Source organism: Sinorhizobium chiapasense (genome assembly GCF_036488675.1).
GTDB classification, from domain to species: domain Bacteria; phylum Pseudomonadota; class Alphaproteobacteria; order Rhizobiales; family Rhizobiaceae; genus Sinorhizobium; species Sinorhizobium chiapasense.
Genome location: NZ_CP133152.1, coordinates 1,309,791 through 1,328,390 on the forward strand (window position 1 = coordinate 1,309,791; position 18,600 = coordinate 1,328,390).

General features: G+C 61.3%; 18 protein-coding genes and 1 pseudogene. 9 read left to right on the plus strand and 10 right to left on the minus strand.

Features of this window, described 5'->3' with window-relative positions; genetic code table 11:
- The first annotated feature begins 81 nt into the window (after nt 1–81).
- The 4 genes from RB548_RS30675 to RB548_RS30690 all read left to right on the plus strand — a co-directional run bounded on the left by RB548_RS30675 (nt 82) and on the right by RB548_RS30690 (nt 3,256).
- On the plus strand, nt 82–909 hold the full coding sequence (locus tag RB548_RS30675) for a DUF4440 domain-containing protein (protein WP_331376141.1): 828 nt from the start codon (nt 82–84) through the stop codon (nt 907–909).
- Nucleotides 910–1,784: 875 nt separating this feature from the next.
- Entirely contained in the window at nt 1,785–2,048 is a 264-nt protein-coding gene (locus tag RB548_RS30680) for a hypothetical protein (RefSeq protein ID WP_331376142.1), read from the plus strand.
- Between the two features lie 419 nt (nt 2,049–2,467).
- Nucleotides 2,468–2,650 carry a hypothetical protein gene (locus tag RB548_RS30685; protein WP_331376143.1) on the plus strand — a complete coding sequence of 61 codons (183 nt, stop codon included), beginning with the start codon at nt 2,468–2,470 and terminating at the stop codon, nt 2,648–2,650.
- Between the two features lie 378 nt (nt 2,651–3,028).
- Nucleotides 3,029–3,256 (plus strand): hypothetical protein, encoded by a 228-nt coding sequence (locus tag RB548_RS30690; RefSeq protein WP_331376144.1) that lies wholly within the window; start codon nt 3,029–3,031, stop codon nt 3,254–3,256.
- Between the two features lie 69 nt (nt 3,257–3,325).
- Here RB548_RS30690 and RB548_RS30695 read toward each other — a convergent pair whose 3' ends face one another.
- Nucleotides 3,326–4,216 carry a LysR family transcriptional regulator gene (locus RB548_RS30695; RefSeq protein ID WP_331376145.1) on the minus strand — a complete coding sequence of 297 codons (891 nt, stop codon included), beginning with the start codon at nt 4,214–4,216 and terminating at the stop codon, nt 3,326–3,328.
- A gap of 109 nt (nt 4,217–4,325) precedes the next feature.
- On the opposite strand from RB548_RS30695, the gene RB548_RS30700 reads away from it, so the two are divergent.
- Nucleotides 4,326–4,604 carry a helix-turn-helix domain-containing protein gene (locus RB548_RS30700; RefSeq protein WP_331377165.1) on the plus strand — a complete coding sequence of 93 codons (279 nt, stop codon included), beginning with the start codon at nt 4,326–4,328 and terminating at the stop codon, nt 4,602–4,604.
- A gap of 352 nt (nt 4,605–4,956) precedes the next feature.
- Here RB548_RS30700 and RB548_RS30705 read toward each other — a convergent pair.
- Together RB548_RS30705 and hutC are read right to left on the minus strand one after the other, a co-directional pair.
- Nucleotides 4,957–5,192 (minus strand): annotated as a pseudogene (locus RB548_RS30705) (transposase); the annotation flags it as partial.
- A gap of 74 nt (nt 5,193–5,266) precedes the next feature.
- Entirely contained in the window at nt 5,267–6,010 is a 744-nt protein-coding gene (gene hutC, locus RB548_RS30710) for a histidine utilization repressor (protein ID WP_331377167.1), read from the minus strand.
- Nucleotides 6,011–6,285: 275 nt separating this feature from the next.
- Between hutC and RB548_RS30715 the strand changes: the two genes are divergently transcribed.
- The 4 genes from RB548_RS30715 to RB548_RS30730 all read left to right on the plus strand — a co-directional run bounded on the left by RB548_RS30715 (nt 6,286) and on the right by RB548_RS30730 (nt 10,621).
- A complete protein-coding gene (locus RB548_RS30715) occupies nt 6,286–7,320 on the plus strand; it encodes an ABC transporter substrate-binding protein (protein WP_331376146.1) in 1,035 nt (344 codons plus the stop codon).
- 140 nt (nt 7,321–7,460) lie between these two features.
- Entirely contained in the window at nt 7,461–8,318 is an 858-nt protein-coding gene (locus RB548_RS30720) for an ABC transporter permease (protein ID WP_331376147.1), read from the plus strand.
- On the plus strand, nt 8,311–9,129 hold the full coding sequence (locus RB548_RS30725) for a quaternary amine ABC transporter ATP-binding protein (protein ID WP_331376148.1): 819 nt from the start codon (nt 8,311–8,313) through the stop codon (nt 9,127–9,129). The genes RB548_RS30720 and RB548_RS30725 overlap by 8 nt, the downstream gene beginning before the upstream one ends.
- 1 nt (nt 9,130) lies before the next feature.
- On the plus strand, nt 9,131–10,621 hold the full coding sequence (locus tag RB548_RS30730; RefSeq protein WP_331376149.1) for an HAL/PAL/TAL family ammonia-lyase: 1,491 nt from the start codon (nt 9,131–9,133) through the stop codon (nt 10,619–10,621).
- Between the two features lie 502 nt (nt 10,622–11,123).
- Here the strand turns inward: RB548_RS30730 and RB548_RS30735 are convergent.
- From RB548_RS30735 to RB548_RS30765, 7 genes are all read right to left on the minus strand, one after another.
- Nucleotides 11,124–11,981, minus strand: a complete 858-nt coding sequence (locus RB548_RS30735; RefSeq protein WP_331376150.1) for a transporter substrate-binding domain-containing protein — start codon at nt 11,979–11,981, stop codon at nt 11,124–11,126.
- 68 nt (nt 11,982–12,049) lie between these two features.
- Nucleotides 12,050–12,823, minus strand: coding sequence for an ABC transporter ATP-binding protein (locus tag RB548_RS30740; protein ID WP_331376151.1), 774 nt, complete (start codon nt 12,821–12,823; stop codon nt 12,050–12,052).
- 2 nt (nt 12,824–12,825) lie between these two features.
- Nucleotides 12,826–13,548 carry an ABC transporter permease gene (locus tag RB548_RS30745; protein ID WP_331376152.1) on the minus strand — a complete coding sequence of 241 codons (723 nt, stop codon included), beginning with the start codon at nt 13,546–13,548 and terminating at the stop codon, nt 12,826–12,828.
- On the minus strand, nt 13,548–14,267 hold the full coding sequence (locus RB548_RS30750) for an ABC transporter permease (RefSeq protein WP_331376153.1): 720 nt from the start codon (nt 14,265–14,267) through the stop codon (nt 13,548–13,550). The genes RB548_RS30745 and RB548_RS30750 overlap by 1 nt, the downstream gene beginning before the upstream one ends.
- A 113-nt stretch (nt 14,268–14,380) precedes the next feature.
- Entirely contained in the window at nt 14,381–15,226 is an 846-nt protein-coding gene (locus tag RB548_RS30755) for a transporter substrate-binding domain-containing protein (RefSeq protein WP_331376154.1), read from the minus strand.
- 63 nt (nt 15,227–15,289) lie between these two features.
- Nucleotides 15,290–16,981 carry a M28 family peptidase gene (locus tag RB548_RS30760; RefSeq protein ID WP_331376155.1) on the minus strand — a complete coding sequence of 564 codons (1,692 nt, stop codon included), beginning with the start codon at nt 16,979–16,981 and terminating at the stop codon, nt 15,290–15,292.
- Nucleotides 16,974–18,398, minus strand: a complete 1,425-nt coding sequence (locus RB548_RS30765) for a M20 family metallopeptidase (protein ID WP_331376156.1) — start codon at nt 18,396–18,398, stop codon at nt 16,974–16,976. The genes RB548_RS30760 and RB548_RS30765 overlap by 8 nt, the downstream gene beginning before the upstream one ends.
- Nucleotides 18,399–18,600: the final 202 nt, after the last annotated feature.

An 18,600-nucleotide genomic window follows, 5' to 3' on the forward strand; every position in this document is an offset into this window, starting at 1 on the left:
TCCTCCGGCCGCTCCCCGCAGGTTCGCGTGAGCTCCTTGCTGAAAAACAGACTGAACCGCACACTTGGAGGGGTATGAACGATGGCTAGCCACGATGTTCAGAGCGTTTTGCAGACTGTGAAACTGATCGGCGATGCGGAGAAGACACAGGATGCGGGATCAATGGGTCAACTCCTCCATCCCGAACTTGTCTTCCGCCGCGCCGACGGTTCGGTCGCGGGTAAGTCGGACGTGCTAAAGGCTATGTCGGAACGACAATACAAGCTGCGCGACGCGGAGATCGTTGCTGTTGAAGCGCACCCGGCGGCCAGAACCGCGGTCGTCACGGTCATTGTCCGTGCCAAAGGGATCGTATTGACCACCGGCGAAGAGTTCGGTGGGACGTTCCGAAATGTCATGACTCTGGAGCGAGACAACGACAGCGGCCGCTGGAAATGTCGATTATGGGTCAACACCCGCTGGGGTATTACAGTCGAGACTCTGCACCACGTCAGCTTACCAGTATCCAACCTTGAACAGTCGAGGCGGTTTTATCGGGATGTCGTCGGTCTGCGGGAACGTGACCGGCCGGCCTTCGATTTCGATGGTGCCTGGTTTCAGTTTGGCGCCGGCCAGTTGCATCTAATCGTACATAAGGATCGACCGTCGCCCCCAACGTTCCGAGCGGGCAAGCCAGTGGATTCGCGCGATATCCATTTTGCTTTACGAGTGCGTAGCTTCCGCGAGACGCTCGGCTATCTACAATCGCTCGGTTACAGCGAGAAAGCGGAGAACGAACTCCTGCGTCTTCGGGTCAGTGAACAGGCGACAGCCGGGTTCCCACAAATTTACATCCTCGACCCCGACCATCACGTCATAGAACTGAATGCCGAGCGGCTCGATGATGACCCCCCGTCGGTCGGTCCCTAGGCATCGTTGCTGGATGGGCACGGATGCGGTCTAGCCGCTGGGGACGCGTCGGCGCATCCTGAGTGACACCCGAACTGGACGATCGGTTTTGTTGCGGGTCCTGAAAAGCATGCCGTGGGCTGTCCGAAGTCAGGATGTGTTCACAGCGCCCTGCGTACCTCGCTGGGCGATATCCCGGGCACCCGACCGTATTTGGAACGGAGCAGCCGTGCTGCGCGGCGATCTGGCAATCAGGCGACGAACCGCAACGATGGCTGCGTTGCTGGCCGCCAAGTGGCTCAGTGACCGCTTAGCGCTTCAAACCAGCCATTCGGACTACGAGCGCCGAACGGATGGTCTTGGCGTTTATTAAGCCGTTCGGCGGAATCACGCCTGACCGGCTTCTTCCACCCATTCCAGACGATCAGCGGACCGACGCTTTTCGGAAGCCGGCTCTATCTCTCGCCTTGAAGGGAATCGAACCGCAGAACCCGCAATCGAACCGGACTTGTTGGTGGTTGCCGAGGCTGCGCGGAGACCTGTAATTGCTTGGCGTGGATAGCTGGAATTGATGTGATGTTACACTCGTCATCCTTTCAACGCGATGTAAGTAAGCGGGTCGCACAGGCCCGCACCGCCACTTGTGTTCGTGTCGCCGTGCCTACCATTTCCCGCAACGTGGCGCAGACATAGCGCAATAGCTTCTCCGTGCGTTCGGGCGTCGGCAGGATCTTTATCTCGACGTTAACCCGCGGCTGATCGACCATCCCAAGACTGGCAAATTTGCCAGCAGGAGCTCGGCTGTACCGACGATGGCTCGAAGATGGGGCGTAATGCTCGCCCTCGCCGCAGTCCAAACCGGTCGCCCGTCCCGCCCCTTTGTGCTATAAGGCCTGATGCCCGAAAACGAACAGCTGTACGAGTTCTCTGAGTTCTCCGGCGAATTTGTCGACGACGATGTAATGGTGGTTATCGGCATATACCGCCAAGCCGACACCAACGGAGATTGGACGCTCGAGGTCGTCGATCAAGAGGGGTACTCGACCGTCTGGGAAGACCTGTTCGATACTGATCGTGACGCCTTCCAAGAATTTTTGGCCACGGTCCAGCGAGACGGAATCCGCAGCTTTCTGGAGCAGTCGATTCACACCGTGCATTGACGCTTGACCGCGTGATCTCGCGCCAATTACTTCCCGTTCGCGCACCGCCCTACCTGGCGCACCACCACAGAGGAGACATTGCTAATGCGGTCGGCATCCGTGCCGGCGGCACCGTGTTTTCTCTTACTTGGAGGTGGCCGTGGCCCCGACAACGCCTCTCGATACCATCAGCCGAAGCCGCCGAACGCATGCGAATCTCCCGCAAGATGCTCATCAAGCTTGGACGCGATTTGGGCGCTTGCTCGGTTTTCAACGGCGAGTATTTGTTTGCGAGATCAACGCGATCGAATCATCGATCAAGAGCAAGGCTGTAAGTAACGGCCGCTCCGTCACCCTGTCCGGTTGCCAGTCTGGTAGTCTCCTTAGGGCGAGGAACCGCAGCCCCTCGCCGCCGTTCTTCCTTGCGAAGGAGAATCAAGATGGCGATCAAAGACACCAACGCGAAACCGGAGCAGCGAAAGCCGAAGGACGTCCATCAACCCGCGGATCGAAAGAAGCATCCTGACGAGGAGTCGATCGCACCGCCCACGGTCCAGCCTCCTGGCGCCAAGGACACGAGCGAAAGACCGAAAGTGAATCCGGTTACGGGTGGGGCGATGTGAGTATAGCCAAGAGGAGTCGCTCGACACACCATTATGACGAAGATTCGCCGTTCCGCAACCGTTTGGCCGAACGTTCTCCAGTGTTCATTTAACGTCTGGAGAGCGCTAATTTTCAATTTGTCAACGTGAACAAACGCCCGGCCGCCCAAACCGAATTTTGCAGAGACGTAGCGAAATGCGGGTCGCGACGCACTCTGATTCCGCCACGCCATTGTCACGCTCTCGTCACGATCGGCGGCTAAGAGATACCCATTCGCCATTGACCACGGATGTACTGGCAATGGCTGCAGGAAGGTCGGGGTTGCCCGGCCTTTTTTGTTGCCTGCTGCTTGAGAGATGCCAATCTATGCGACTACAAGACGTGGTGGGAGAGACGACGTGGCGAGAAGCAAGGAACACATCGATAACCTCTTGAGATTGCGTCAGGAATTGGTCGAGCGTCGCCGTGCGGTTGCCGGTAATAAAGATCCAGGGGAGATCGTGGCAACTGCAAAGGGCGTGATTGAATTTCAAATGAGCATCGAGGCGATCGATCGAGCCATAGACGACGAAAGAAGACTACACGGGGCTCCAGTACCCCGCCTGGGCGGTGCTCCTAATCCTTGACTGCAACACGCTCTGTGAGACCCTGAAGCCCTCTTGGTTGCATGGGCGGCAAAGCCGGCCAGCCTCCCCTCACCTTCCCGGTCTCACAAGTGACCGGGCAATATCGATGATGTCGTCACGGCCGGCAGTCGGGTCCTCCTTGTTCCAGGCGACCCCGAGGCCGATGCGGAAGTCGACGCCCCTCACCTTCCTCAGTTCGAAATTGCGGTTCGGCATGCCCTCAGTCCATTCCGGCGCAAAGCCGATGCCGAGGCCGGCGGAGACCAGGGAGACCAGCGAGAAGGTGTCGTCGCAGGTATAGGCAATGTTCTTCGTCAGGTCGTGCTCTTCGAACTTCTCCGAAAAATAGCGCTCGGTGTAGGAGAGGTTCGCTCGAGAAAAGGAGATGATCTTCTGGTCCCGCAGATCCTCGATGCCGATCTCGCTGCGAACCGCAAGCGGACTGCTCTTTTCCACCGCCAGCAGATAGCGCTCATGGGCGATCGAGAAGAACCGCAAGCTTCCGATGTTCTCGACCGGTCTTATAAAGCCGAGATTGATCTGGCCGTTCTCAAGGTTGCGGATGATGTCGTTGGTGGTGCCGCTCGCAATATGCAGCTGGATCTCCGGGTACTTGCGGGCAATGCGGGCAAGGAACGCCGGCAGCACGCCAATCGTCGCCGGATAGACGGTGCCGATCTTGATCTGCTTCATCCTTTTGCCGGCAACCGAGCGCGCCACTTCGGCCGACAGATCGACGTCGCTCAAGATCCGGATACAGCGATCGTAGAACACCTCCCCTGCCCTCGTCAGCGCTACCCGCCGTGTCGTCCGGGTGAACAGTTGCACGCCGATCTCCTTCTCCAGCGCCTGAACCTGGTTGCTCAACGCCGGCTGGGCAATACACACCAGTGCCGCCGCCCGACCGAAATGCAGCTCCTCGGCCACTGCAACGAAATAGCTCAGCTGGTGCAGCTCCATATTACCGACGTCCTTGGCGCGCATCTATCCAAGGCGATACACGTCATGATCACTTTCATAGTTCTATAATACGTGGTTTCATAAAATGGCAAATGCTGGTTTTGTTCGCATGGACGTACGGCAGCTGGTTGCATTGAATCTTCGGCGCTTGAGGGTGGCGAGGGAGATATCGCAAGACGACTTGGCACTTGCGGCCGGGATAGAGCGGTCTTACGCCGGTCACTTGGAACGCGGCAGCAAAAATCCCACCATTATTACGCTAGATAAGCTTACGGTGGCTCTGCAATGTCATATTTCCGAGCTGTTCGCAGAGTTGCCGGCTGGAACAACGGAGATCGGGCCCCTCAAGAGTGGCCGAAGAAGTTCCAAGCCTAGAAAATCAAGGTAACGGGGATTGCCTGAGTTCAAGTGAGCCACAGGCGCGTATGATCGGTTCCAGTCGATACATTATGCGATCTTCTGTAACGGGCGTTGCGTCAATCCCTTGTGAGCGTGATCCCTCGCCGAGGGCTCGCTTCTGTCCGCAGTCGGAGCTGGGCCGCTGCTCTATGGGGTCTGCTGAGGACCGGTTGGCCAATCTTTAGAGGCGCAGTCACCGCGTGCTGCTGATCGCATAGCGGCCTAACCCATCCATCGTCCCGGCGAGGGACCTTGCTGCGGAGGGCCGATGGCTGTGCCCGTCCGAAAGCCTGTCGTCTCCTCCGATCAAGCGCCAGGGCTGGCGCTACCTTACGAGGAATGAAGTTGGTTCTGTCCCTGAGCATGCAATGCAACACCACCGCCAGCTTGCGGGCCAGTGCCACGCGCGCCTTTCTGGGACCGGCCCGTCTGGCGACCGCCAACGCCCAGCCCTTCAAATCGGAACCTTTGACCGGTCGCGTCAGGATGACGTGGCCGCCTCGTAGAGCGCGGTTCGCACGCTCCCATCGCCGATCTTCGAGATGCGACCGCTATGATCGGTCTCGCCGGATTGATACTACTTCGGCGTGTCGGTCTTTACCGGCATCGTCTTAAAGGCAACTCTGTCGCCACGACATAACTAGCGGTTTGTTATTTCGAGATGCCCTCAAGGCGGTATCGCGTTCCTGGGTAAAGGAGATGTGCTGTCGTCACGTTCGCCGTGTCGGACCATGTGCGGCGCCTGATCATGAGACAGGGCTCATTCCGGCCAATGCCGAGCAGCTTGCGTTCCCAGGGCCGCGGCGAGACTGCCTCAACGATCTGTTCCGTCCGGGTAATGGGCGCGATCGCTGTTAGATAGGCGTTCGGCGTCATTGCGGTGAAGTCCTGTTCCATGTAGCGGGGGCAGATCGCCGGATTTACAAAACGATCCTCGATCTGAATCGGAAGCCCGTTCTCGAAGTGAACCATGATCGAATGGAAGACGCGCGCGCCGGTGGCAACCCCCAGGGCATAACCGATCTCCGGCGTAGCGTCCTCTTGCTTCATCAGCGTAATGCGGGATGTGTGCGTATGTCCGCGCTCGCGGATCTCGTCGGCGATGTTGCGGACCTCGAGCAACGCCGTGCTGCCCTTTTGCGGAGCAACGAAGGAGCCGACCCCCTGCACTCGCGTGATCGCCCCCTCGTTGGCGAGTTCCCGCAGCGCCCGGTTGGCGGTCATACGGCTGACGCCAAAGTCGGTGACGATCTCATTCTCCGATGGGATGCGATGGTTCGCCGGCCATTCACCATTTTCGATGCGGCTACGGATAAAAAGCTTGACCGCCTCATAGCGCGGCACCGGTCCGTCTTCAAACGCGGCCCTCTCGTTCTTACGCTCCGCTGCCGTCATCAGGATGGTCGCCTCCATACCGCTGTATCGATCGAATGCTGCGCATGCGCCTACTAAACTTTTTCGTTTATTTCGTTCTTGCGCGCCAGCTTAAAATATCTATAGTTCCATATACAACATCATACAGGCGGTGGGCGACTTATTTTTGAAGCGTCCATCAAAACAAGGTGGCGCAATGCACGAAGAACGCCACGACCGGGAAGAGGAACCGATCGCGCCGTAGCACGCACACTCATCATGGCAATCGAAGCGAACATTAAAAAAGGGGAACGCGCATGTCGATCAGCACAATGAAACTCACCTTCGCCGCCGCCGGTCTGATGCTGGCAGCATCCACCGGTAGCGCCAGCGCCTCCTATTGCAGCGACGGCAAGACCGTGACCTTCGCCGGTATCGACTGGGAAAGCGGCGCCTTCATCACCGAAGTCATGAAGACGATCCTCTCCACGGGCTATGATTGCCAGGTGGATTCCATCCCCGGCAATTCCGTGACGCTGGAGCAGGCGACTGCCAATAACGACGTCCAGATTTTTGCCGAGGAATGGCTGGGCCGTTCGGACGTCTGGAACAAGGCGGTAGAGGAAAAGAAGGTGCTGGCTGTCGGCAAGACCTTCGTCGGCGCCAGCGAAGGCTGGTTCGTGCCGGACTACGTTATTCATGGCGATCCGGCGCGCAACATCGAGCCCAAAACCTCGGACCTCAAGAGCGTGTCCCAACTCTCCGATCCGAAGATCGTCGAAATCTTCGCCGATCCGGAGGAGCCGTCTAAGGGCCGTTTTCTGAACTGCCCGTCCGGCTGGACCTGCGAAGGCATCAGCACCGCCAAGCTCGAAGCCTACAAGCTTGGCGAAGCCTATGTGAACTTCCGTCCGGGCACGGGCACGGCGCTCGATTCAGCGATCACCTCCGCCTATCTCCAGGGCGAGCCGGTCCTCTTCTACTACTGGTCCCCGACCGCGATCATGGGTAAGTTCAAGCTGATCCAGCTTGAAGAACCAGCCTATAACGAGGCCTGCTGGAAAGAACTGAGCAGCGCCAACGGCAAGCGTGATCAGGCTTGCGCCTTCCCCTCAGTCGATGTCGCCTACGGCGTCAACAGCACCTTCGCTTCGGAGGCGCCAGAGATTATCGAAATCCTCGAAAAAGCGACCTTCCCGCTTGAGGACGTCAACGGCAGTCTCGCTTATATGGTCGACAACAAGGTCGACGCGGCCGCCGCGGCGGCCGAATTCCTGAAGACCAAGTCCGACGTCTGGGGGAAATGGGTCTCCGACGAGGCACGCGGCAAGATCGAAGCGAGCCTCAAGTAACGACACCCTTCATCGCCTGCGCTTGCCGCTTCCTTCCACCCCTTGTTGCCGGAACGAAGCGGCGGCGCCAGGAGCTGCCGACGTGCTGCGGACAGGCGGCGATAACCGCCGGCAGCTCCCCGAGCTAAGGAACGGTTCCGATGTTTCCGGACTCTCTCAATCTTTCGATCCGCACGCCGGTGAACGAGTTCATTCAGGCTCTCGTCACCAACTACGGCTGGGTATTCAAGGCGATCAGCGGCGTCATCCTGAAGGCCGTGCTATTCATTGAATGGATCCTGCGTGGCTTGCCTTGGTGGCTCGTGATTCTCGCGTTCATGGCGCTTGCCTGGCAAAGTTCGAAGCGCTGGACGCTGACGATCGCCGTCGGTCTCCTGCTGATAGCAGTCGGCGTACTCGGCCTCTGGGATCTGACGATGCAGACGCTCGCCTTGATGCTGATGGCGACAATCGTCTCGGTGGTGATCGGCGTGCCGATCGGCATTCTCGTCGCCAAGAGCCGCGTGGTGCGCAACGTCACCTTGCCGGTTCTCGACGTAATGCAGACCATGCCGAGCTTTGTCTACCTGATCCCGGCGCTGATGCTCTTCGGCCTCGGCAAGGTGCCCGCGATCCTTGCGACCATCATTTACGCGGTTCCGCCGTTGATCCGTCTGACCGATCTCGGCATCCGCCAGGTCGATGGCGAGGTTGTCGAGGCGGCAACCGCTTTCGGCGGCAGCCCGGCGCAGATCCTGTTCGGCGTGGAGCTGCCGCTCGCCACCCCGACCATCATGGCCGGCCTCAACCAGACGATCATGATGGCGCTTTCGATGGTCGTCGTCGCATCGATGATCGGCGCACGCGGCCTGGGCGAGCAGGTGCTGAACGGTATCCAGACGCTCGACGTCGGCAAGGGCCTGGAGGCGGGCATCGGTATCGTCATTCTCGCAATTGTGCTCGATCGCATCACGCAGGGCTTTGGCAAGCCCCGGACGGAGGACGCCCGCAATGGCTGACATCGAGATCCGCCACGTTTACAAGATCTTCGGGCATGACGCGAAGAAGGCGCTTGCCATGGCCAGGGACGGTCTGGACAAGGCTGAGATCCTTGCCCGGTCCGGGTGCAGTGTCGGCCTCAACGATGTCAGCCTTAAAATCGGCGCCGGCAAGATCTTCGTGATCATGGGGCTTTCCGGCTCCGGCAAGTCGACGCTGGTGCGCCACATCAACCGGCTTATCGAGCCGACAAGCGGAGAAGTCCTCTTCGACGGCAACAACATTCTCGACCTCGACGCCAAGACGCTACGCGCTTTCCGCATGCGGCGCGTCAGCATGGTTTTCCAGAGCTTTGCCTTGATGCCGCACCGGACGGTGCTTCAGAATGTCGTCTACGGCCAGCGCGTGCGCGGTACATCCAAAACTGACGCCCGCGAGATCGGGATGAAATGGATAGAGACGGTCGGGCTTTCGGGCTATGACGCAAAATTCCCGCATCAGCTCTCGGGCGGCATGAAGCAGCGCGTCGGGCTTGCACGGGCGCTTGCTGCGGATACCGACGTGATCCTGATGGACGAGGCCTTCAGCGCACTCGACCCGCTGATCCGCGGCGACATGCAGGATCAATTGCTGCAATTGCAGCAGAATCTGTCTAAGACCATTGTCTTCATCACCCACGATCTCGACGAGGCTCTCCGCATCGGGTCCGAGATTGCAATCCTCAAGGACGGTCAGGTCGTGCAGGTCGGCGCGCCGAACGATATTCTCGACAATCCGGCAAACGACTATGTCGCGCGCTTCGTCCAACGCAGGCAGGCAAGACCCGAGTAGAATGACTGAAACGATTACCATCGATGGGCCGCTGAAATGGCCCGAGATTGCGGCCATCGCCGACGGCGCTCGCCTCGCCTTGTCCGAGCGGGCGCGTCAGCGGATCGTTGATGCCCGCCGCATCGTTGATGCGCTGGTGGAGCGCGGCGTCCGCGGCTACGGCATCAATACGGGTGTCGGAGCGCTTTGCGATATCGTCATCAGCCGCGAGAACCAGCAGGCGCTTTCGCGCAACATAATCCTGAGCCACGCCTGCGGCGTCGGCGAGCGGCTTGAGCGGAGCGAAGCGCGCGCCGTGATGGCGGCGCAGATCGCCAATTTCGCGCATGGCTACTCCGGCGTGCGGATCGAGATCGTCGAGGCGCTGCTGGCCCTGCTCAATGCCGACCTAATCCCTCACATCCCGTCGCGTGGTTCCGTAGGCTATCTCACCCACGCTGCCGCGATCGGACTTGTGCTGATCGGCCATGGCAGCGTTGACGACGGCAAGGGCGGGGTAAGCGGCGCCGAGGCGCTCTCACGGCTCGGGATTTCGCCGTTACGGCTCGAGGCCAAGGAGGGCTTGAGCCTCGTCAACGGCACGCCCTGCGCCACCGGTCTTGCCGCGCTTGCGCTTGCGCGTGCCGAACGGCTCTTCGACTGGGCGGATGCGGCCGCAGCGATGAGCTATGAGAACCTTGGTAGCCAGGCAAATGCCTTTGCCGCCGGTCCGATGTCGCTACGGCATTCGCCAGGCTTGCAGACGGTCGGGGCTAAGTTGCGCGATTACCTCCAGGGCAGCCCGATGCTGGCCTCAACTGCAGGAAATCGCACGCAGGATCCGTTGAGCCTGCGTGCCGTGCCGCATGTTCACGGGGCCGCGCGCGACGTGCTCGCGCATGCGGGCGACGTCGTGAATCGCGAGCTTGCAAGTCTGACCGATAACCCGGCCGTCTCGGGGACCCCTGAGGCGCCGGAGGTTCATTCGCAGGCCCACGCCGTCGGTGCCGCGCTCGGTCTCGGGATGGACGCGCTGGCTGTTGCGGTCGCGGAGGTCGCGGCCATTTCCGAACGCCGCATCGATCGACTGGTGAACCCGCTGGTTAGCGGTCTGCCGGCTTTCCTTGCGGGCGACAGCGGGGTTACCTCGGGTTTCATGATCGCCCAATACACCGCCGCCTCGCTCGCCGCCGAGAACCGTCGCCTCGCCGCGCCCGCCAGCCTCGATGGCGGCATCACGTCTGCCCTGCAGGAGGACATTCTCACCCATGCGACGCCGGCTGCCTCGAAGGTGCTGGTGATCGTCGACAACCTCAAGACAATCCTCGCCATTGAGCTTTTGGCCGCGGCCCAAGCCTATGACCTGCAGCCGCATGCAATCGGTCGGGCACAACGCACAAATGCGCTCTACCAGCGAATCCGTGCCGCCATTCCCGCCTATGCCGACGATCGACCGATGAACGCGGATATCGAGCTGATGCGAGAGACTGTCACGGATGAGCGCGCACCCTGATCGTGCAGTTAGACAGGCAGGTGCGGCTCTCCTGACGAGCATCTGTATGCTGCCAAAGGCAGGAAGATTTGGCAGATAATCTCCCGGCTGGCCCTGCGTCTCGATCGCCAGAATGATGATCGAACAGGATCGCCTTATCCGTGCTCCTGGATTTGCTGCATAGCGAGAGCACGCCGCTCCCCGGTGCAACGCTAGCCTGCTCCCTACTTATCGCCCTGGTGTTCGATTACGCGCTCAGGCTGTTGCTCGACAGGGCCAAGAGCAATCAAAAGCTGGATCGACCCGGCGGCCGATCCGTCCATTCGCCCGTCCTGCAGGCGATTCATGCCAGTCCGGACACGATTGGACGCTCGCCGCCAAAGCAGAGCTCGGGCCAACTCCGGACGGACGCCTTGAAGAGATCCGAACCTACGACCCGCCTCCTCACGGTGCGACGCGAACATGCCGCGCATTCCAAAGGAATGCGCGGCATTTCTCAGGTTTCAGGAATGGCGTTGCAGCCTTATCGCGGCGTCAGGTCGAAGCCGAACCACTTTTCCGAGAGGCGCTTGATGGTGCCGTCCGCCTTGGCGGCGGCGATCGCATCGTCGAACATGGCCTTGAGCTCGGTGTCGCTCTTGCGCAGCCCGACGGAGCTGCCGGCGCCGAGGAAACCGCCCTGAAAGCGTGGGCCGACGATCGTCATGTCGGCATTCGCCGGCTTTTCGACGGCGGTCTTGAGATACCCCATCGAGGCCATGACGAAATCGACGCGGCCGGCGACGAGGTCGAGGTCATGTTGCTCGGTCGTCTTGTACTCGCGCACTTCGACCACATCTTTCAGATACTCATCGATAAAGCGGGCCGCGATCGAAGCGCTCTGCACCCCGATCGTCTTGCCCTCGATCAGCGGCTTCAGTTCCTCGGCCGCCTTGCGTGCGCCCGCTTCGTTGGAAGCCAGCGAGAAGAGCTCGCCCTTCATCGGCAGCGTTTCGAGGTCGCTGCCCTTGAGCGTCGCGAAGGCCTGGCCGGTGCTGCCGTAGGACATCGAGAAGTCGATGACTTCCTTGCGCTTCTCGGTCGCCGACATGCCCGCCATGATCGCGTCGAACTTGCCGGCGTTCAGCGCCGGGATCATGCCGTCGAAGGCTTGCGGAATGATGGTGCATTCGATCTTCATGTGCTCGCAGAGATGTTTGCTGAGCTCGATCTCGTAGCCGTCCAGCGTTCCATCTGGCTTCGTCAGATTGTAGGGCGGAAAGGCGCCCTCGGTGGCGATCGTGATCTTCGTCCACTTCTTGCCTTCCGCCTGCGCGGTCGCCGCCAGGAGGCCGGCGGCGACGGCGACCGCTGCCGCCATGATCGCGGTTGATTTCTTCATTCTGCTATTCCCCTTTTGCTGTGGTGGTTGGGTGGGCTTTCGCGGTGCGTCCCCCGTTGGCGGGGGCCTCAGTTGCTGATGAACTGCCGGAAACGTTCGGATTTCGAATTGGTGAAGACCTCGTGCGGCGCGCCTTCCTCCTCGATCGTACCCTTGTGCAGGAAGACGACGCGGCTCGACACGTCCCGGGCAAAACCCATCTCGTGAGTGACGACGAGCATTGTCCTGCCCTCTTCCGCGAGCCCGCGCATGACGCGCAGCACCTCGCCGACGAGTTCCGGGTCGAGCGCCGAGGTCGGCTCGTCGAAGAGCATCGCCTTCGGACGCATGGCGAGTGCACGGGCGATCGCGGCGCGCTGCTGCTGGCCACCGGAAAGATGGGCCGGATAGTGATTGCGCTTGTCGGCGATGCCGACCTTGGCAAGCAGCGCCTCCGCCTCCTCGACCGCTTCCTTGCGTGGCCGCTTCAGCACGTGGACGGGCGCTTCGATGACATTCTCCAGCACCGTCTTGTGGGACCAGAGATTGAAGCTCTGGAACACCATGCCGAGCTCGGAGCGGATGCGGTCGACCTGCTTCTGGTCAGCCGGCCGGCTCTTGCCGCCACTGAGAGTCTTGAGGCGGATGGTCTCGCCGGCTACCGCAATCGTGCCGGAGTCTGGAACTTCAAGCATGTTGATGCAGCGCAGCAGCGTCGATTTTCCGGAGCCCGAAGAACCGAGAATGGAGATGACCTCGCCCTCATGGGCGTCGATCGATATCCCCTTCAGTACCTCGACCGGCCCGAAGCTCTTGTAGAGATCCTTAACGCTGATGGCGACGGACGTGACTTTGGCGGACATGTTCAATGCATTTCTCCCTTCAGCCTGCCGGTTACGGGCAGCGGCTGGCGCTGATGCGGGCTCAACTGATATTCGACGACGGCGATGAGCCGGGTGAGCAGGAAATTGATGGCGAGATAGATCGCGCCGGCGACGACGAAGACCTCGATCACCCGGTAGGTTTCCGAAATGATCCGGGCGGCGACGCCGGTGATCTCCATCAGCGTAATGATCGAGGCAAGCGACGTCGCCTTGACCATCGAGATCATCTCGTTGCCGTAGCCGGGCAGCGCCTGGCGGATAGCGAGCGGCATGACGATGCGACGGAAGATCATGAAGCGGGGCATGCCGCAGGCGCGCGCTGCCTCGACTTGGCCGTGTGGCACCGACAGGAGGCCGCCGCGAATGATCTCGCTGGCATAGGCGGCTGTGTTCAGCATCAGCGCCAGCACCGCGCACCAGTAGGGCTCGCGCAGCACTGGCCAGAGGATGCTGTGCCGCACGGCAGGAAACTGGCTGAGGCCGTAATAGATCAGGAAGATTTGAACGAGCAGCGGAGTCCCGCGGAAGACGAAGACATAGGCGCGTGCAAACCAGTCCAGCACGAGGATGCCCGAAAGGCGCGAAAGCGCCAGGCCAAGAGCCAGAACCGAACCGAGTGCGATTGCCGTTATCGCCAGCTCGAGCGTCAGCGGCAGAGCGGACAAGAGGCTGATCAGTGTTTCGGAAGCAAAGGCGATATCCATCAGCCCCTCCTGACGCCGCGCGAGAACCAGCGTTCCGAGGGATTGAGGAAGGCGCCCGAAACGGTTGAGATCGCGAGATAGATCATCGCGGCGACGAAGTAGAAGTCGAACGGCAGGCTGGTTGATCCGGCGCCGATCTGCGCCTGGCGCAACAGCTCGACCACACCGGTGACCGAAACGAGCGCGGATTCCTTCAACACCACCTGCCAGACATTGCCGAGCCCCGGCAGCGCATGACGCAATGTCAGCGGCGCCGTGATGCGGCGAAATTTGAGCACCCGCCCCATGCCGCAGGCCGTCGCCGCCTCGAGCTCGCCCGGATGAACCGCGCGAAACGCGCCGCGGAATACTTCGGTCTGCTGCGCGCCCGAGGTCACGCCAACGGCAAGCGCGCCGGCGATAAAGCCCGGGAAGCTGACGAAGCCCTCAGCCCCGAAGAACTGCCCGACGGCGGTGACGACCGCGCTGCCACCGAAATAAAAGAGATAGATGACGAGCAGGTCGGGAATGCCGCGCAGGATGGTCGTATAAGCCTCGGCAATCATCCGGGGGACCGGGCCGCCGGATATCTTCGCCCAGGCGCCGAAGGTGCCGATGACGCTGCCGATCGCAAAGCCTGCGACCGCAATGAGGATCGTCATCCACGCGCCGGCGGCGAGCGCATGGCCCCAGCCGTCAGGCCCGAAGCTGACGATGTCGAAGAAACCGGGGCTGTTCATGGGGAGGATGTTCCTCTGCCAAAAGGCCCGGTGAATACCTGGCTGTTCATGACTTGCTATCCGCTTTGCGGGGCCGGCGGGCTTTTTAGGAACGCCCGCCTGCCTCGTGTCTGTTAGAAGGAGGGTGTCAGGTCGAGCTTGCTCCATTTCTCGGAAAGCGATCGAATGACCCCGTCGGCCGCGGCCGACTTGATGGCGGCATCGAACTTCTCCTTTAGGTCCGTCTCGCTCTTGCGCATGCCCATCGCGACCTCGGTCGCCAGCATCGCTCCCTTGACGAGCGGCCCGGTCATGGCGAGATCCTCGTTGCCCGGCTTGGCGAGGATCGAGGTTCCGTAGACGCCGCTATCGAAGCCTGCGTCGATCCGGCCGGCTTTCAGGTCAAGGTCGCGCTCGCCAGAGGTCTTGTAGGTGCGCACCGTGACTGTATCTCCGAAGTAAGCTCGGATCAGTTGCTCCTGGCTCGTAGCCTGCACCACGCCGATCGCCTTGCCGTCGAGCGCCTCGCCGATCGTCTTCATGACTGGATCGGCCTTTTCCTTGTCGTTGAGATTGAGCCTTTCGCCGGTCATCGGCAGTTCGGGCACGGGGCCGCCCTTGGCGATCAGGAACGTTGCGACACCGCTCGCATAGGGGACGGTGAAGTCGACGACCTGCTTGCGCTTTTCGTTGATCCCGAGCGTCATGATCAGATCGAACTTGCCCGCATTGAGGCTGGGAATGAGGCTCGTCCATTCGCCCGTCATAAGCTCGCATTCCACCTTGGCGCGCGTGCAGAGATCTCTGATGAGATCGACGTCGAAGCCGGTGAGCTCACCCTTGGAGTCAAGCGCGTTCCACGGCGGGAAGGCGCCTTCGATGCCGACTCTGACGAGGGTCCAGTCCTTTGCCAAAACGGCAGTTGCACTGAACGAAAGACCAGCCGCGAGAACGGCTGCAATAAGTCTGCTGCGTTTCATTTACTGTTCCCTTCGTTTTTGCCGGCCTTTTCGTGGCCGGTTTTGCTGTTGATCAGGGCGCCGTCAGTGCGTCTCCATGACGGCTGCGAGTGCTGCGTGTGCTTCGTGCAATGCGTGAGCGACGAGATTCCGGCTTTGCCTTGCGTGTACCGCGTAGAATGGCAGATCGGGCGAGCCGTGCGGCAGCCTCGCAAGCTCGCGCAGTCCCTCGAGCGACGGCCAGGCCGGATGCGGCAGCGCGCTGTCGTGGGCGAAGCGGTTTCCGCTCGTGTAGTTGAGCGGCACGAGCAAGCGCGAGGCACGCATCAGGGCGCGATTGATCCCCCGCGCCGCATCGCCCTCGGCATGGCTCGCCATCCGGTTTACCGCCTGCGCCGCCGCTTCGAGCGCATCGAGACGCGCGAGCAGGCTCGCTACATCCATCCGCTCGCCCAGCCGCTCTTGAAGGCCGCGCAGTTCTTCGCGCATCGAGGCGGCAAAGGCGGCGTAGTCGAGCGGCAGAACGGAGGCCGTCAGCAAACGCCAGAGCACGCGAAGCACGATCGTCGTGTCGCGCTCAAGATTGTCGAGGTCGATGTGTTCCGCCGTATCGTGCGGCGTATGCCACCACCAGCCGAGCGCCGTCAGCATCTTGACCGGTCCGGGTGGCTGATGGCTGAGGCTGCCGAACATCGACGGTATGCCGATGCCCCAGAACGACTGGTCTGCGGCACGGCCGTGACGGCGGCCGGCATGGCGCTGACCGCTAACGGCCTCGACCGCTTCCGCAGCGACAGATTTCAGCTCGTCAATCACGGCCGAATTGGTGAGCACGCTCGCGCCCTCGCCGCCCGTGGAATCGACGTTCACATGCGCGACGCAGCGCCGCTCGAGCTCGTCCCAATATTCGTCCGCATACCAGGCCGATCCCGAATAGCGACCATGCGAGTGGCCCGACCAGAAGCAGAGCCTCAGACCCCGCTTCCACATGCCGCGCCGTTCTGCCAGCAGCCGCGCTGCCTCGAGCATGGTGGCGTTGGCGCCGCCATTATCCATCACGCCGTAGTGCCAGGTATCATGATGGCCGGAAAACAACACGAAGGGCGCGTCGTCGCCCGTTTCCTCGCCCGCGGGCAGTTCGGCAACAAGGATCGGCGTCTTGCGCCAGCCGGTGTCAACCTCGGCCGAGAGCGAGACCCGCACATCCTCTCCCGCCAGGCATTGTGCGCGCAGTTTTGCGCCATCGTCGCGCGCGATCGTGCAGATGACAGTGGTCGGAAGCATCGCGCGCGTGTACTGCGAGGGACTGCCCCATACCGGCGAGACGCACATTTCGTAGAGATGTTCGTTCGGGCTGACGTGAAGCTGGCCGGCAGCACCGTGCGCGCTTGCGAGGGCAGTCACTTCCTCGGTGGCGATCCCGTCGACAAGCACGATCTTGCCCTTGACGTCGGCTTTTGCGAATGTCGCCTCGTCGCCCGCGCCGACATAAACGAGCGGCGCGCTGATGTCTTCACCAGAGGTCGAGACCGACATGGAATGGGTTATGCAACGCAGGCTCTCGCCGTTGGCCTCGACACGCGCACGACCCGGAAGGCTGATATAGGCGTCGTGCAACAGAAGCTCGGTGTGGTAGCCGTAGGACGCCATCTCGCGCTCGAGATAACGGAAGCTTTCCAGCTCCTCCGGCGTTCCCGAAAGCTTGATGCGTCGACCGAACTCCGCAATATGGGCGGCCAGACGATCGCGATCCGGGTCGAGCGTGAAGCTAGCCATTGCGCTTCTCCGGTAGCGGCGGATCGACATCGTCCGGGATCGGGTTGACGAAGGGCGTGCCATCGAGCCGCGCGGCATGATCGGCCTTGGCGGCGGTAATGAGGTCGGGGTTGGTGACGAGGTCCAGCGCCGTGCTGGCCATGACCTTGGCCGCGTGCTCCATGCCCTTGTGGGCGGCGGGCAGTTTGCCCTGGGCCACGAGTTGCCAGGAGTGCCCGGGCGTCCCGATCGCGTAGGTCGCGCCGCGCATCTGCACGGTCGGCACGACCCAGCTCACTGTGCCGACATCGGTCGAGCCGACAAGCGTGCCATTGCCGCTTTCCGGCGGGAAGATCGTGTCGCAGAGCGGGACCCCCCTCCGCAGTTTGAGGCCGAAGCGTTCGAAGGAGGCGGCGATATCGTCGGCGCTGAAGGTCTCCTGGAACTTCGCGGCAGTCTCCCGGTCGGCGTCGTCGAAGACGGGCGGGCCCAGCCGCTCGAGATGCGAATGCATCAGCGCCTCCAGCGGCGTGTTGCCGATAAGATTGGCGTCGCCGCTGACGATTTCGCTGCGCACGGTCGTTCCCGTCATCAGCGCCGCGCCTTCGGCCACATTCTTGACCCGCCCCAAAAGATCGAGCAGTTCCGGCAGGCTGCGCGCCCGGATCAGATAGCGCACCGTCGCGCGCGCCTGTACCACGTTCGGCGCATGCCCGCCTGTGTCGGTCACCGCATAGTGGATGCGGGCGGTCGAGGGCATATGCTCACGCAGGTAGTTCACACCGACATTCATCAGTTCCACCGCGTCGAGCGCGCTGCGGCCGAGATGCGGCGCAGCGGAAGCGTGCGAGGCGCGACCACTGAATTGGAAGTTGATCTCGTTGCAGGCGAGCGAGATCGGATTGTTGACACCGGCAAACGGGGCCGGGTGCCAGGACATGGCGATGTCGACATCGTTGAAGACGCCGGCACGGACCATGAAGCCCTTGGAGGAACCGCCTTCCTCGGCCGGGCAGCCGTAGTAGCGGATCCGGCCCTTGATACCGTTGGCTTCGAGAAAGTCCTTGACGGCGGTTGCCGCCATCAACGAACCGGCGCCAAGCAGATTGTGGCCGCAGCCATGGCCATTGCCGCCGACAACGAGCGGCCGCTCCTGCGCCACACCCGCCTGCTGGCTCAAGCCCGGCAGCGCATCGAACTCACCGAGGATGGCGATGACCGGACCGCCCTCTCCCGCCTCGCCCATCAGCGCCGTCGGCATGCCGGCAATGCCGCGTGCGACGCGGAAGCCTTGCGCCTCCAGCATCGCGGCGTGCTCGGCCGACGACCTGTACTCCTCGTAATTGGTTTCCGGCATGTCCCACACCCGATCGCTCAGGGAGAAGAACGCTTCACGCTTCCTGTCGACGAGGTCCCAGACGGCGTCCGAATTTTTCATCGTTTACTGACTTCCCAAACAATGATATCCAAAATTGGCGCCAATTTATGATAACATTTTGAAATGCGCAAGTGAGATCAAGCGAATTTTATGACAGAGGGCGTCGGAGAGGTATGAATCGGTTTATCCACACGGCTGCCTTCCATTTTCCACGCCGCCGCATCTTGGAGAGCGACCACGGGCAATGGCAGTATGATCGAGA

Excerpts from the sequence above, each read along its gene's own strand:
- RB548_RS30675 (WP_331376141.1), top strand. The coding sequence starts at position 82 with ATGGCTAGCCACGATGTTCAGAGCGTTTTGCAGACTGTGAAACTGATC.
- RB548_RS30680 (WP_331376142.1), top strand. The coding sequence starts at position 1,785 with ATGCCCGAAAACGAACAGCTGTACGAGTTCTCTGAGTTCTCCGGCGAA.
- RB548_RS30685 (WP_331376143.1), top strand. The coding sequence starts at position 2,468 with ATGGCGATCAAAGACACCAACGCGAAACCGGAGCAGCGAAAGCCGAAG.
- RB548_RS30695 (WP_331376145.1), bottom strand. The coding sequence starts at position 4,216 with ATGGAGCTGCACCAGCTGAGCTATTTCGTTGCAGTGGCCGAGGAGCTG.
- RB548_RS30700 (WP_331377165.1), top strand. The coding sequence starts at position 4,326 with ATGGACGTACGGCAGCTGGTTGCATTGAATCTTCGGCGCTTGAGGGTG.
- hutC (WP_331377167.1), bottom strand. The coding sequence starts at position 6,010 with ATGACGGCAGCGGAGCGTAAGAACGAGAGGGCCGCGTTTGAAGACGGA.
- RB548_RS30715 (WP_331376146.1), top strand. The coding sequence starts at position 6,286 with ATGTCGATCAGCACAATGAAACTCACCTTCGCCGCCGCCGGTCTGATG.
- RB548_RS30720 (WP_331376147.1), top strand. The coding sequence starts at position 7,461 with ATGTTTCCGGACTCTCTCAATCTTTCGATCCGCACGCCGGTGAACGAG.
- RB548_RS30725 (WP_331376148.1), top strand. The coding sequence starts at position 8,311 with ATGGCTGACATCGAGATCCGCCACGTTTACAAGATCTTCGGGCATGAC.
- RB548_RS30730 (WP_331376149.1), top strand. The coding sequence starts at position 9,131 with ATGACTGAAACGATTACCATCGATGGGCCGCTGAAATGGCCCGAGATT.
- RB548_RS30735 (WP_331376150.1), bottom strand. The coding sequence starts at position 11,981 with ATGAAGAAATCAACCGCGATCATGGCGGCAGCGGTCGCCGTCGCCGCC.
- RB548_RS30740 (WP_331376151.1), bottom strand. The coding sequence starts at position 12,823 with ATGTCCGCCAAAGTCACGTCCGTCGCCATCAGCGTTAAGGATCTCTAC.
- RB548_RS30745 (WP_331376152.1), bottom strand. The coding sequence starts at position 13,548 with ATGGATATCGCCTTTGCTTCCGAAACACTGATCAGCCTCTTGTCCGCT.
- RB548_RS30750 (WP_331376153.1), bottom strand. The coding sequence starts at position 14,267 with ATGAACAGCCCCGGTTTCTTCGACATCGTCAGCTTCGGGCCTGACGGC.
- RB548_RS30755 (WP_331376154.1), bottom strand. The coding sequence starts at position 15,226 with ATGAAACGCAGCAGACTTATTGCAGCCGTTCTCGCGGCTGGTCTTTCG.
- RB548_RS30760 (WP_331376155.1), bottom strand. The coding sequence starts at position 16,981 with ATGGCTAGCTTCACGCTCGACCCGGATCGCGATCGTCTGGCCGCCCAT.
- RB548_RS30765 (WP_331376156.1), bottom strand. The coding sequence starts at position 18,398 with ATGAAAAATTCGGACGCCGTCTGGGACCTCGTCGACAGGAAGCGTGAA.